Source organism: bacterium, from assembly GCA_036504735.1.
Lineage (GTDB): Bacteria > Electryoneota > RPQS01 > RPQS01 > RPQS01 > DASXUQ01.
The window spans coordinates 258482-273916 of record DASXUQ010000010.1 but is presented as its reverse complement, the minus strand read 5'-3'; the positions used below and the strand labels follow the sequence as shown (position 1 = coordinate 273916).

Genomic DNA, 15435 nt, shown 5'->3' with positions numbered 1-15435 from the left:
GAGTTTCGGTTAGAAAATTGCCGCCTTAAGCCCGCTCCCGCTGCCTGCCTTGAAAATAGCTATTTTAAGCTCAATTAGCAATCACTCCTACTCCTACGGCACTGCCCACCAACCCTTGTCATTCCGTTCTGCTTCGGAACGGAATCCCAAACCCCATCCGCCCTAAGATGTTTGCCGAGCTGGGTTGAGCCGCACCGCACCCTGCCCCGAACCGAACACACAACCCGGCCGAAACCCACCCCAGCGGCCCTCCTATTTCCTATTTCCCATTTCATTCTTATCTTAAGAAAAAGTACCTCAAGGCCCACACCTATGCGCCCGATCCTCCTGACCCTGCTGCTCGCCACCGCGACCCTCGCCGCTACCACGCCCCTGCCGCAGACGGCTTTCTTCGTCCAAAATGAAGGCAATGGGACGGCGCGTTCTCTTTCAAGTACGACGCCCCCGGCGCCACCTACTTCCTCACCTCATCCGGCCTGACGCTGGACCTGCATTCCCCCGAGCCCCGCACCGCCCCCGACCAACTTTGTCATCTCGTAAGAGTCCGTGGACTCCACCGGAGTCTTCGACCTGAACGCAGTGAAGGACCTCGGGCGAGAGAAGTCCGCGGCCACGTCCTCCCCGGTGCTGATGCATCCCACATCCAAAAGATGATCCTCCTACGCTGACCTCTTTCGTTCCTCGTTAAATAACAGACAGGGCGCGGTAACCACCGCGCCCTGTTGCTTTGGTCAATAAGCCTGACGTCTACTGGTCGGACGAGACCACGTGGTAATAAAGCACCGCTTCCGCCGGAACAGGAATCGTCAGCGTCGGGCTCGTCGTGTTGCCCACCAGTGTCGTGTATGGCCCGTCCAGTGTCGTCGCCGAATAGACCCGGTAGTGCGGCGCACCGGTAGATTGCCACGTGAGCACCAGCGTCGCATTGGATGGGTCGCAGTGGATCACAAACCGCGCCGGAGGCGTTAACTGTCCCACGGCAAAGGACACCGGCACCACCACAGGATTGTGCTGTGTGTCGTTGGTCTGAACCGTAATCTCAGCCGTGTATGTTCCCACAGGCAAAGATCCCGCCGCAAAATTCAACGTCACATCCGCGCACTGGTTGGCACTCAAACTGCCGCTCGCCGCGCCGCCGAAGGTCATCCACGGCGTAACCACCTGCAACTGGATCGCCAGATTGTTCGCCAGATAGGCCGCGTTGTTCACCACCTGCAATCCCACCGTGCCCGCTGCATTCTCTATTCCCACCGTGCAGCTATTCAGCGCGCCCGACAGGCTCTGATACTGGAAGACAATTCGCCCGGTGTTGTAGAGAATCGCCTCGAAGGTGTAAAGGCCTATCGTCGTGTTGAAGTGCGGCACGCTGTCGTACTGTACAATAAACCGCCCGTTCGCGGTATCATTGTAATAGTAAATTCCCGCCGAATTCTGCGGACTCAGATCATCCCACAGCGGACAGATCATGGCATTGGGCAGGCGGATGCTGGGAATCGAACGGTTGCCGTAGTCCAATGTGTCCACGCTGAAATGGATGTTGCCGTTGCCGCTGATCCGCGCCGTGCTGTAATTGGTTCCATAGAACGGGAAGTTCCACGGCAGCGTCACCGCAATCGTCGTGTCATCCACCGTAAAACTCATTCGCGTTCCAAGGCCTGCAAGCTCCACCCAGTTATACACCGGTCCGTTCGGTTCGTTGGAGTCTTTCCAGGTATAACCGAAGGCGTCCGGTCCGCCCTGATTGTCCAGTTGATTCCGTCCGTGCCGCGCATCCGTCGCATATTTATCCGTCACATTCTCCGCAGGATCTTCCGCCGGAACCGTCAACAGCATTCCGGCCTCGGGCGACGGAAGATGCGCAAAGGTGGAAAGCGGTGTGGTCTGCGAATAGGTCGCGCTCCACGTGAGCGAACAGCCGCCGGTATTGCAGATGTGCAGCGTCTGTGTGTCCGTTCCGCCCATCGATGCATGGGCCGTCACGCTGGAAGGAGTCACCGAAATCACCGGCGGCACCGGACAACTCGTCGCGATGTTGTCGATGTACCAGCCTTCACCTGCGGTATTCGCGTCCGACGTCATCCGGAACCTGAACTGCACCGCCGTTCCTGCGCAGGCGATATTCAATGTCCGCGTGACGTGCAGCCATGCTCCCGACGATCCGCTGACGTTTGTCCCCACCAGCGTCCAGCCCGTGCCCGTATTCATTTCGAAATAGCAGAAATCGAACCCGGCTTCCGTGGCATACCACTGGTCATAAGAAATCTCCGCCCCGGGTCCGAGAATCATCACAGGACTCAGCAGATACGCGTTGATATTGTCCCCGTAATTCCCGGTTTCGTTTCCGGCAAACCAGGAATGGGTCGCCGACTGTGCGCGTCGCGTACTGATGTGCCACGGATTGTTTGTCCCGCCCGTCGTCCAGCCGCCCACGCCGCCTTCCACATTGTCCGACATCGCCGAGGCCCCGACCGTCGCATTCAGCGCCAGCGTCGTGTCCAACCCCGTTGCCGTCAGATGCAGGCTCATCGGTGCCATGTACGGCGCCGGGCTGGTCGCGCTCACCGAAATATGGAACGGCGTGCTATTGGAACCCGTCTGATTCGGATTCAGCGTTGCCCAACTCGCCGTGCCGCCGGTAATCGTGATATTCGGATCGGTGCTCGACAATTGCCCCTGAAGATTCGCCAGCGCGCTCGTGCCGCTGTTCATCAGGGACAACTGGTAATTCACCGTCTCGCCGGGCTCAATCACTCCGTTCCCGTTGCCGCTAAGTTCGCTCTCGCACGGCCCCAGGTTCGTGATCTGATACGGCCTCGGCGCCAGCGTGCCCGCGATCCGCGCGAGGAACATCAGCGACGGCAGGTTTTCCTGCGCCAGCGGTAAAATCCGGCTGGGCGTCGGCCAGAAACCGTCCGACTGGTTACCGACTTCGGTCGTTAAGGCGTAGATCTTGGAGTGTGAAGCGTCGCCGTATTCCCAGTCGAAAGAACCGCCGTTCGTGTTGTACAGAACCTCCCACGGCGTTCCCGTGAGGTACCACACACCGTTGATGCTATGGATGAAGTAATTCATCGAGTCGAGGATCATCCGGAATGTGGCGTCATCGGCGCACAGGCCATTGCCGCTCGGCGGCGGATAATAACTGGTTCCCCACGGAATGAGAATATCGTCCGAAAACGTATGGTAATCCTGTTCGGTCACGAAATGCCGCGAGTTCACGAAATCGCGGATGTGCTGAGTTTCCAATTCCGAAAATGCCGACGGCCCGCGATAGGTAAGATCCGACGGAATCGGCGAAGACCCGTTATCGTCGATGCCCCATGCCGCGTCGAAATTCCGGTTCAGATCCACGCCGTACGAGCCGTCGCCGTTCACGCGGCGGTTCTTGCGCCACTGTCCGCCGCCGTTCGGATTCGTCGTCTGATTGTACACATAGCCGTCGGGATTTACGCACGGTAAAAAGTACAGGCGGCGGTTGTTGACCAGATACGTCGCCTGCGGATCCGTGCCGTAATTATCCGTCAGCCAGTTCATGAAATAGAAATTGCACTCCATCGCCGCCGGTTCACGGGCGTGGATCAGCGAATTATAGAAGCACTCCGGCTTGGCCGTGGCCGAGTCCGCAAGGTTGGTAATCAGCATTACCCACTGCTGCCGCCCTTCCGCCGTCGCGCCGATGCTCCATTTGGCCGTGGCAATGCCTGGATGCGCATTGTGGATCGAATCCATCGCCGCCTGAATCTCGACATACGTCTTGTATCCGCCCATCAACGTCGCCGGACCTTCCAACCGGCTCGCATAGAACTGTTCGAGATTCTGATGGATCATCGCATATCGGTAGCCGTGGGCGGTCAGAAACTCGAGATCCTCCGGCAGCCCGATCACATCCGGCTGGTCCGGCTGTTCGCCTGGCACCACGTCGAGATTCGAGTAGCGGTACAATTCCGCCAGCCGGGCCTTGTTTTCCGGAAACACCTTGACCATCATATGTGAGCGGTATACATCCTGTGCCTGTACCGCTGAAGCCAGCACCAGGATCGCGAGTAAGAGTACGATTCTATCCCACGTGCGCATTGTCACCTCTGCATTAGCTGATAACGTCTTCTCTTCAAATAAGGTCCTCATCCTGCGCGGCACGCGCTCAAGGCTGTCCGTTCCATCCGCGCACGATGTAAAATGTCTTGGCCGGGGAGGCCGCGCCGCCCGTCAGGGTCAGCGTCGGCGTCGCCGTGGTTCCCACCAGCGTGGCAAAAGTACCCGCCGGATCGGTATCGCTGTAGACCCGGTAGGCCGGACTCCCGTCCGCCGCCCAGCGCAAAATCACATCCGTCCCGTCCACAAAAATCACCACGGATTCCGGCGCCGTCAGGTTGTTCGGCCCGAAGGCCGTCACCAACACATCATCCACAAACCATCCCGCCATCCCGCTGGACTGGTCACTGCCAAACCTGAAACGCAGTTGAATCGCCTGTCCGGCAAAGGCGGACAAATCCGCTTCCACCTCTGTCCATGCCGTCACACTTCCCGAAAAGCACGGCTGGCCAAGCATCGGTCCCGTGGCCGGGCCGCCGCCGCCGCGCTGCCAGCGGAACGTCTTGGGATAGGGGCTAAGCGGACTGATCTGCATGAAGGCTCCGCCATTGGCCGACACTTCAAGGATCCCGCCATCATAGGCCGAATCCGGAAATGCCGCCGACACCTCCGCCTCAATCTGCTGCCAGAAATGCAGCCGCGCTTCCGCCGGAAGTCCGGTGATCACCGGCGACGTCAAGCGCGCGTCGTTGTAATTCGCGTAATTTCCCGTTCCGGTATCGCCGCATTTGTAGGCATGGGTTGCGCTGTGCGCGCGCTGCGTGGTCAGGTTCCACTGATCTACCCATTGCCCGCCGGGCGTCGTGTGCGTCCATCCCGTCGCGCCGGTTTCGAAATCTTCCGCCAACAGCGTCACCACGGTGCGCGGCACAAGGCTCACATCCTGCAGCGTCGTGTCATCGGTGACCACATGGACGGTCAGATCGTGCGTGGCATAACCGTAAAGCGAATAGCGCAGCGTGTAGGTCGAATCTCCCGGCAGCACCAGCGAATAGCTTCCCGCCGCCGATGACAGAGTGCTTTGGACACCGCCCACCACCTGCACCGTTGCCTGCACAGGCGCGCTGGTCGAAGCGTCGCGGATGGTCCCCATCACGCGTCCCATGTTCCCCATCACCGACACCACCGCGGCGTACGCGTCAATAAACCCGTTGCCGAAACGGTTATTCTCCGTGGCCGGCGGCGTCACATACCCCGTGCGAATCGCCGTGTTGATCAGCGCCTGCTTAATCGTCGCCGGATCGCAATTCGGACACGCCTCGCGCATCAGGGCCACAATCCCCGATACATGCGGTGTGGCCATTGACGTCCCATCCAGATAGCCGTAACTGCTGCCGGGCAGCGACGAATAGACATGCACCCCGGGCGCGGAGATTTCCGGCTTGATGTTATTCGGAATCGCCGGCGTGCATGGCGTCGGCCCCGTGCTCGAGAAGCCTGCCAACGCATACGGCGGCGTGTGTCCGTCCACCGAATCAGCCGCCACCGAAAAGATCTGCAGCTCGTTCAGCGAGTAGATCGCCGGACTGCGCAGACCGCTCGCTCCCTCATTGCCCGCCGCGAAAATCACCACAATCCCCGCCGCTTCGGCGTTCAGGATCGCCGTGTTCCAAAAGGTGTAGCACTGAGTATAGACCGGATCGCCGCCTATATTTGCATAGGTGCCCCAACTGTTGTTGATCACATCGGGCACGGCGTCCAGCGAATGGTTCACCGTATCCGGATCGACAAACCACTGGTAACTTGCCAGGATCTCGTTGTCCAGCGTCCGGCCAACGTTCATCGAAATCGCATTGTTGGCAATCCAGCGGGCATTGGGTGCGCAGCCGACCCAGGTCGTGTCCGCCCCGCTCACCGCCCGTCCCGTCATCGTGCCCAGCGTGTGCGTCCCGTGCCCGTTGCCGTCGGAAGGCGCCTGGCTGCTGTGATTGACATTGTCCTTCCAGCACTGCCACCACGGCGCAAAATTCCCCCGCCAGCGCGCGCCCAGCGCCGGATGATTGCGGTCCGCGCCCGTGTCACAGTCGCCGATCAGCACTCCGCTGCCGGTAATCCCCAGCTCCTCATTGACCCGCAGTGCCCCCGTCGCCACAATGCCAGATGCCATGGTCCGCGAGTCCAGCGGATTGCGTTCCGCGCGCTCCCGGCGCACCGGTTCAATCAGCTCCGCCCGGAAGTTCTCCGTGACATACCGGATGTCGCCGCGGGTGCGCAAACCTTCGATGAAGCTCTTCGCTGCGTGAATCACGAAGCAGTTTTCGATCCAATAGGCGGTGTAGCCTTGCATGACGCCGTTGCTGATCGCCTGGTCGAACTCCGCGCGGATCTTCGGCTGCGTGGATTCGGCATTATAATGCAGCGCCGCCAGCACGTCCGTGTGCCGCTTCAGCTTGCTCGCCTTCTCCACGTGCAACCGCTCATCCAGCGCACGAATGTCAATCGGGCTCTCCAAAATCACAATCGCGCTGACAAAATCTCCCGAAGTTGCTTTCGACAGTTCGCGGTCCAGCAGCGGAGAAAATTCCGCTGCGGAAATGTCTGTCGCCGCCGCGAGCGCACACGCCGCAGCGAGGATACAAACCGGAATACGCCAGAGCTGCATAACAAACTCCCTTCCGTAGTCCCGATTTGGCCGCTTTCGCGGCCGGTAGCGTAACTATTTCCCGGACGTCTGAGTTCGCGTGATCGCAACCTCCGCCTGCCGCTTCAGCGCAGCCGCTGAAGTATCACAGAACCGCACATCAAACACCCGCCGGTTGTCCGGCGCATAGGGCAGCGTGACAAACGTGTCCGTCACCGCCGTCTCGAAATGGTCGGTCACTCCTGTCTGGGGCGAGCCGCTGTAAATGCAATAGCGCGGCGCCACGATCCGGTTCCAGCGCAGCGTCACGCCGCCCGGCCCCGCCGGAATCAGCACCACGTGCAGCCCGGAAGGGTCGGGCATGTTCAGCATGCTTACGGTTGCTGCCACTCGCGTTCCGTGCGGATCGGAAGAGCCGATATTCACCTGCCAGGACTGCTCGCCGAAGCTCATGTGGTGGTTTTCCAACCGCAGCGGCACCCTCACCTGCTGCGCCGCCGCAATCACCCCCTGCACCGCATCGCGCACGCTGCAGTGCGTCGCAAAGGTGTCCGGCTGAAACATCCGGACCAGCGTGTTGCTCTGCACGAACGCCTGATTGTACGCCAGTTGCAGCCACTCGCCGTTGCGGCCTTTGATGCCCACCGCCCCCGCGTTGACCGGGCTCGCCATGGTCGCATAGACAAAATCGACCGTCCCGTTGCGGTAGAGCACGATCTGGAATGTGTTGGGCGCCGACGACCCGTAACGCCGGATCTGGTTCCACTGCAAGATGTACCGTTCCCGCTCCGCGTCATCGTAGCACAGAATCGCTCCGCCTCGCGTCGGGTCGAGATCCGTCCAGTACGGCGCAATGGCGTAGTACGGATCGTGCTCGTCATTCAGCGGTACAGGCTGCCAGGACATGCTGCTCAAACAGGATGTAAAAGAGATCCACCCGTTGGAACAGATCGCAACCCGGTTGAAACTCCGTCCATAAAACGGGAAGAACCACGGCATCGGGCGCGGATCACCCGTGCTGTCATCGCCCGCCACTCCCGTCGGTTGCCCCAGCGAGGTGATGTCGAAAAACTCGTAGGCCGGACCGCCGGTGGTGCGTGAACTCGTCCACGAGTAGGCCCGCGAAGCGGTGTCGTACCCCAGCGTCACGGCATACGCCAGAGGAGCATTTCCCGCATTGCTCAAAATCAGCGCCGTGTCCACCGTCTGCCCCTGAGGCACGCTCAGCATGAGGGACGGATTCAAAATCGCCAGACTTCCCGCGCCTCCCGATGGCGTCCCCGACTGGAACCGTATGGCACGGCCACCGGTCAGTTCCGAAGAGTGCGCGCCGTAAGATCCGTTGTACACATACTGGAGGTAATTGCCGCCGCCGTTCCCGTCAATCCCCACCGTGCAATCGTCGGAAATGCTGAGATCCCGGTACCGCATCTCCAGCACGGCATCGCCCGTGCTCGTCGGCAGCATGGCCGGATCGTAAATCACCAGTTCGAAGCTCTCGGGATTGCCGCCGCCATAGTGCGGGACTGCGGACCATTCCACAATGAAACGCCCGTGCGCGGCATCGTGATACGAGCAGACGTCGCCCCCGTCCGCATCGCTCACATCATCCCAGAACGGCAAAATCAGCGGCGTGTAATTGCGCGGCAGTGCCGTGTTCACCCGGTCGGTGAATCCTCGCACAAAGCTCACATTCCCCTTCGGATTCAAATAGAGCTTGTCGCGGCTGACCCCATAAAAGCTTACGGAAAAAGGCAGCGCCAGCGGTACCGTCGAGCCTTCGCTCAGATTGTGCACTGTGCCGCGTCCCCCCTGCGCCGGAGCAATCTCCGTCCAATCGTAGACAGGCCCGCCGGGATCGTTATTGTCACAGGCCCGGTAGCCCCGCGGATCGGGGTCGCTGCACACATACGCCGGATTGGCAGGCAGCACAATTTCGATGTCACTGATTCCGCCGCCGGACACCTGCACGCCCGGAACGGTTCCGTCGGCGCACCAGCCATCCGACGCGCTCACGCCGTACACCCCTTGTGGCAGCACCAGATGGAAGTGGCCGTCAAGATTTGTCTCCGTCGCCGGCACGCTGGCCCCTGCGGCCCACACCCGCGCCCCCGCACCGGGTATCCCACGGCAATTGGTCACCGTTCCCGTAATCACTCCGCAGTCCGCCGCCACACTCAGCACGATCTCCAGAGACAGCGTATCCCCGGCGTTCAACGTCACCGCACGGGAATACGATTGAAACGTCGCCGCGTCGACCCGCAGGGTGAAGGCCATCTGCGCAGGCATGGCCAGCGCAAAATTCCCTGCGCCGTCCGCCTGTGTGTGATGCGGATCGCCGGCGATGGTCACCACACCGGCAATCGCACCGCCATAAGCATCCGTCACATGTCCCGCGACCCAGCCCACGCCGCCCAACGCTCCCATCACCGCTGACAGCGCATCCAGTTCTCCATAGCCATAGGTATTGTCATTGCCCGGCGGTCCCTTGTCCACGGCGGTGAGCAGCAGAATCTCTTTCAGCGAATCTGTCGAAAGCGCCGGGTTGGCTTCCAGCATCAGCGCCGCCGTTCCCGCCACATGCGGCGTCGAGAAGGAGGTCCCCGTCGCCGTCAGGTACGACGTCCCAAGATAGGCGCTGCGCACGCTCCGTCCCGGTGCGACCAGTTCCGGCTTGATTGCCAATTCCGGATTTGCCGCGCACGGAGAAGGTCCCCGGCTCGAATAGCTCCAGATCGAATCCACCGCCACGTCATACGCGCCTACGGCGAAGGAACTCGTGGGCGTCGCCGCGCGCGCCGCCGGAATGCGGATCGTTCCCGCGCCGTGATCCCCTTCATTCCCCGCCGAGAAAAAGACCGCAATGCCTGCTGCCTCGCAGTTATCGATCACCGCGTCGAAGACCGAATAGCAGGCCGGATACGATGCCGCTTCCAGACCCCAGGAATTCGAAACTACTCGCGGCACGTCATCGAAGGTTTCCGGATCTCCGTCCGGGTCCAAAAGCCATTGAAAGCCTGCCAGCGCCGACGTCACTGTGGATTGTCCGCTCTGCTGATTCAACCGTGAGGAGATATACCGTGCGCCCCATGCCACACCGATGGTATCCCCCGGTGCGGTGCCGCAGAGGATGCCCATCGTCTGCGTTCCATGCCCGGCCTGGTCCACCGGGCTGGTGGTACTCCCTTGCTGATCGAACCAGCAGGCCGCAGCCGGGTACCCGTAACTCCCGCGCCATTTTCCCGTCAGCGCCGGATGGGCTCCGTTCACCCCGGTATCCATGTGGGAAACCAGCACACCCGCACCGGTAATGCCCATCGCCCAGACCTGTGGCGCACGGATCGCAATCAGTCCAGCCTGCGTCGTCGCAAAAGCATGATCCGGCTCCGCAGGAGGATCGGAGATCATCGCAATTCCGTAGTCCGGCTCAATCTCCGCCACTCCCGGTGCCGTCTTCAAGTCCGCAAAGGCCGCACCGGTAGCCTCCACCACAATGCAATTAGCCACAAAGTACGGTTGGAAGGATTTTACCGCGCCTTCTCCCTGCATCCGCGCCAGTTCTGCCACTACCGGCACCTGACTCTCACTGGCAGTCTTTTGGAGCAGCAAGACCACCGCTTTGTGGATTGCCTGCGGCGATGTATGTTTCTGCCGGAGAACCCGGAGTTCACCTTTCACGTCACTCTGGACATCAAGGACCAGAATTTTCCTCTCGAAGAGGGGTGCATGCAGAATAGAGGGACTTGGGCGACCAACCTCAGCCGGATATTGCCCAAATGCACAAAAACACAGTGTACAAATCAACACTGCCAAACAACGTACCATTCGCGGACACTGCTTTGAACTCGCGCGACGAAGTACAAACGGGACGTTCATTACTACCTTAACCGCCTAAGCCGATCTTCCGCTCTCCCCGCCACACCGTAGCTGCCGCGTCCTATTCATCGTGAGTGTAGTTAATATACGCAAGAACAGGCATGTCCGCTACCCTTTTTGTGCTGCTCCCAGTTATTTTCCGGACGCCGTCTGGCCTTGCTTTTTGGCAATTTTATCGTAACTTACTTGCCATCCTCACATGATTTTGGGCCGCCTTTGACTTCCGTTGCAACGTTGCCTCTCTTCCCCATAGAGGCGAGCCGGATTGCAATGGCCAAGTCCGTGGCAAAGGTGGCCTGTCAGCCCCTTCCCGACGACCCGCGATGCGGCGTGTCAATGCAACTTAAGTTATTATTAATACTCAGGCCATCTTGTTTTTAGGCCGTAGGTCAGGGAAAATTCCCCGTAGAATGCGTTTACAGTTGAAAGTGCTTAAACATCGCGGATGGTTCGTCTGTCTTATAGCAGGGATTAGCCTGCTCCCCTTGGGCTCCATCCCCCTCGCTGCACAGACGGCCACACCTCTCTCGTATTACCCCGCATTGATGGATACACTTGTGGGCGGCCACTATCAGGCCGCCCGTGCCATTTGCGACGATCTGGAGCGTGCCTTTCCCGCTCACCCCGCCGGTCTCTATGGCCGAATCGCCATCAGCTATGCCCACATGGTAGATCTTGAAGACACCGTGGGACGTGCCGAGTTTATGGAGCTGTGCGATTCCTGCATCGACGCCTGCGACGCGATGCGCAATGCTGGAAATGAAAGCCGGGCCGTGCTCTCATATCTGCGAGGCAGCGCCCTCGGTGCACGCGGCTTGCTGCTCAACCATGAAGGCAAGACGCTGCCTGCGTTAAAGGCGCTGATCAAGGCGAAGAACGCGTTCGAAGATGCTATCGATGCCGATCCGCAGTTCTATGACGCCTATCTTGGGCGCGGCGCGTATCGTTATGCGGTGGCGACGCACGCGTCTTTGCTGCGCTGGCTGCCACTGATTCCGAAAAAGTCCAGCGGCTGGCAGGATCTGTGGACCGCCGCCCGATATGCCGCCTTTTCCCGCTCCACGGCGTTGACATCCATTGTCTGGCATACGATGGATGAGGGAGACTTCACCACCGCCGACAGCATCATTCAAAGCCAGTTGCAGCGGTTTCCCGGCTGCCGCAATTTTCTCTGGCCGAAGCTTTCATTTTATGAACGGCAAGAGCGCTGGGCCGAAGCCGAACAGACCGCCAACCTGCTCCTCGATCAGTATCTGGCTCTGCCGGAGAATAACGGCTATGAGCCGATTGGACTCTACTGGCGGATGATGACCTGTGCCGATGCGCTGGGCCGGCCCAATGATGCACTGGCCTTTGCCCGCGCCGGACTGGACACCTATCGCACCCCCGATGTTGCCGAGCGACGCGCGGGAAGACTGCGCGATCTGCAAGCCCGGCTCTCTAAACCCTGATGCGGCTGACACCACTTTGACCATCAAATCCGTTTCCCATTCCGAGCGCGTGTTTGTCCGCAAGGACTCCCGGATTCTCGACCGCCTTGGCCGCTTCGCCGACGAGCAGCACGTCGCGCTCTATGTCGTAGGCGGTTATGTCCGTGACAAGCTCATGGGCCGGGCTCACAAAAAAGAGATCGACTTCACCGTCATCGGAGATGCCGTCGCCTTCGCAAGGAAACTCTCCGAGCACCTGGGCGTGCGCGCACCCGTGATCTTCGAGCGGTTCGGCACCGCCATGGTGCCCTATCACGGCTACCATCTCGATTTCGTCTCGGCACGGGAAGAATCCTACGACGCCGATTCCCGCAAGCCGCACGTACTCTCCGCCGGACTTGAAGCCGATCTGCAGCGCCGCGATTTTACGATCAATGCCATGGCCGCCAGCCTGAACGAGGATGAGTTTGGCCGCCTGATTGATCTTTTTGAAGGCGTGCTGGATCTGCAAGCGGGTATCCTGCGTACACCCCTTGAGCCTGAGCGCACCTTTTCCGAAGATCCGTTGCGCATCATGCGCGCGATCCGCTTCGCCGCGCAGCTCGAGTTCAGCATTGACCGCATCACCCTCGACGCTTTGCAGCGCATGGTCAGCCGGCTGAAGATTATCAGCCAGGAGCGGATCACCGAGGAGTTTATCAAACTCCTTTCGGCGCGCAAACCGTCCATCGGCATCCGCCTGCTGTTTCTGACCGGCGCCATGGACGTCATCTTCCCCGAGATCAGCCAGCTTGCCGGAGTGGAACAAATCGGCCCTCACCATCACAAGGACGTCTTCGAGCACACGCTACTGGTGGTGGATCAGATTGCAGAGGCCACTGAAGATCCCATTATGCGGCTGGCGGCTCTGGTGCATGATATTGCCAAGCCCCGCACCAAGCGGTTTGTCCCGCAGTCCGGCTGGACCTTCCACGGCCACGAGGACCTCGGCTCGCGCATGGTTAGGTCCATCGGGCGCCGGATGAAGCTCCCCGAGAATGTCACCGGCAAGCTTTCCAAGATCGTCGCCCTGCATATGCGGCCCATCAACTTGACGCGGGAAAGCGTCACGGACAGCGCGGTACGGCGGCTGATTGTCGATGCCGGCGAAGACCTGGAAGACCTGCTGACACTTTGCCGGGCAGACATTACCTCGTCCAAGCCCAATAAAGTCAAGAGATATCTCGAGCAGTTCGGCCAACTCCGGGAGCGGATTCAGGATGTCATCGAAAAGGATAACCTGCGGGCGTTTCAGAGTCCGGTGCGGGGTGACGAAATCATGGCGGCTTGCAACATTAAGCCTGGTCCCTTAGTCGGAAAGATTAAGGATGCCCTCGAAGAGGCCATTCTGGATGGCCGCGTTCCCAATGAGCACGATGCGGTGCTCGACTATCTGCATCAAATCAAGTCTCAATTCATAGAAACTGACACTCAGCATGAAAATTCGTCTCCTGACGATGGGACTGCTGCTGCTGACCACGGTCGCTCTGGCAGAGCCCGAATTCCCGGTCATCAATAGCAGCACACCCCTGTCATTGGATTCCCTGATTGCCCTCGGATTCCGATATAGCCCCGTGCTTCGGCAAACTACGCTGACCACGCGCCTGAATACCATCGGCAAGATCAATGCGGTTGGTCAGTTCCTGCCGACGGTCTCTCTGGGGCTATCCTTCTCCCAGACTCACTACCGCAGCCCGACGTTTGTGAATCCGAACGGCAGCGTTGGAGTCATCAACGCGCGGCCCGCCGAGGTCTTCCGGACTTACGTCGTGAACTGGGATACCAGCGGCGGCGTGCCTCACAATCCGCAACTGGCATTTCTTAACGACACGATCCCTGCCGTGACTGTTCCCGAAGGGGACAGCCGCTCCTCCTCGATGTTCATCTCCCTCAATGAGTCACTGTTTGAAGGCGGGCGGCGTTTTTTCCTGTACCGGTTAGCCAAGGTGCAGGAGAAGATCAATAATGAGTCCGTGGACAATGTCAAGAAGAATCTGGCGGCGCAGATTGCCGAGCAGGTGATGGTGGTGCTCACTCAGGAGCGGTTGGTGGATCTGGACAAGCGTCTGCGTGATCAGCGCAAGGACGCTCTGGATCTGGCCCGTGCGCGCTTTGAGGTGGGTGCCGTTACCGAGTTGGACGTGATGCAGGCGGAGATCGATCTGAACACCGCCGAGAATGATCTGTCCACGGCGGGACGCACGCTCGAGTCGGACCGCGAGGCTCTGAACCAGATCATCGGCATCAACCTGAACAGCACGTATCCGCTGGAAGAGGGAATTGGGGTTACGCCGTATCAGTTCAATGTGGACAGTCTGGTGAACGTGGCGTACGGCTCCCGCAGCGATCTGCGCATTGCGCGGCTGACGGTGCAGCGGGCCACGCAGAATGTCAACATGAACTACTCGAACTATCTGCCGACGGCATCGGTGGGAGCGCAGTTCGGCCGCAGTGAGAATTCCGGAAAGAATGTGCCGTTCACTCTGAACCCGCGCAACATCAGCAACCGCTATTCGCTGAATCTCAACTGGAATATCTTCGACGGTTTCACGCGGGAGTACAATCTTGAATCGGCCCGCGTGTCACGCGCACAGGCCGTGGAGGGTGAGAAGCAGTTGCAGCTCAGCGTGGTCAAGGCGGTGCACGATTCCTATTTCAACCTGGTGAACACCTTCGGTCAGCTTCAGCTTACGGGCCGCAACCGCGATCTGGCGGAGCGCCGTCTGAATCTCGAACGCGAGCGGTATCGCCTTGGCGCCGCATCACAGCTCGATTTGCGCGATGCCGAAGTTACCTATGCCCAGGCCGAGACCAGCAATTTGCAGACAACGCTGGCGTATCAGTCGTCGCTGATTGCTCTCGAACTTGCCGTCGGCAAACCGCTGAGATAATCCTTCGGTTCATAGATGGTTTTTTCGCCGCGCGGGACACAGTGCCCGCGCGGTTTTTTTGTGATGTCTTAACAGGAAAATTATTTTGTACCAAATGAACTGGCGAACTTGAAGAAAATGCTGAAATTCTGAAGGGTCCGCAGAGCGAGATCTCGCCCGAAGGGCGGACTGAAAGGCTGAAAAAAGGGCGAAAACACCGTAAATACCGTTGCGACATGAGTCTTTTCTCTTCATATGGCCGGCCCATTCACCGCTCCGGAAGAAGGCACAGCAAGCTGTGCAACTACGGCCCGATTCTGTGCCGGAGTAGTTGCGCAGCTTGCTGCGCTCTTCTCGGATCGATCCCTAATATACGCCGGGATGATGGGGGCTCACAAGCAAATTTTGAACTAATGCGCAAGTACCGAGTGCAGGCGGGCTTGGATTTGGATCGGGAGTGGCGGAAATGCTGTTTTTGCGGGAGGAAAAGGATGGGGAATTTGTGGGGAAATGGTGCAGGCGGGAGGCTTGGCCGCCGCGCTGAATA

Annotated in this window: 6 protein-coding genes; 3 read left to right on the top strand and 3 right to left on the bottom strand. The window is 59.6% G+C overall.

What is annotated here, in order from left to right:
- Window positions 1–747 precede the first annotated feature (747 nt).
- The 3 genes from VGL38_10400 to VGL38_10390 form a co-directional block, all read right to left on the bottom strand.
- A complete protein-coding gene (locus VGL38_10400) occupies window positions 748–4074 on the bottom strand; it encodes a M14 family zinc carboxypeptidase (protein ID HEY3295839.1) in 3327 nt (1108 codons plus the stop codon).
- A 67-nt stretch (window positions 4075–4141) separates the two neighbouring features.
- Window positions 4142–6694, bottom strand: coding sequence for a S8 family serine peptidase (locus VGL38_10395; protein HEY3295838.1), 2553 nt, complete (start codon window positions 6692–6694; stop codon window positions 4142–4144).
- Between the two features lie 54 nt (window positions 6695–6748).
- Window positions 6749–10351 (bottom strand): S8 family serine peptidase, encoded by a 3603-nt coding sequence (locus tag VGL38_10390; protein ID HEY3295837.1) that lies wholly within the window; start codon window positions 10349–10351, stop codon window positions 6749–6751.
- Window positions 10352–11094: 743 nt separating this feature from the next.
- On the opposite strand from VGL38_10390, the gene VGL38_10385 reads away from it, so the two are divergent.
- From VGL38_10385 to VGL38_10375, 3 genes are read left to right on the top strand one after another with little or no spacing between them, the layout of a single operon-like run.
- Window positions 11095–12000, top strand: a complete 906-nt coding sequence (locus VGL38_10385; GenBank protein HEY3295836.1) for a hypothetical protein — start codon at window positions 11095–11097, stop codon at window positions 11998–12000.
- Window positions 12001–12016: 16 nt separating this feature from the next.
- Window positions 12017–13537: an HD domain-containing protein gene (locus tag VGL38_10380; protein HEY3295835.1), complete on the top strand. Its 1521-nt coding sequence runs from the start codon at window positions 12017–12019 to the stop codon at window positions 13535–13537.
- A complete protein-coding gene (locus VGL38_10375) occupies window positions 13455–14909 on the top strand; it encodes a TolC family protein (GenBank protein HEY3295834.1) in 1455 nt (484 codons plus the stop codon). The genes VGL38_10380 and VGL38_10375 overlap by 83 nt, the downstream gene beginning before the upstream one ends.
- Window positions 14910–15435: the final 526 nt, after the last annotated feature.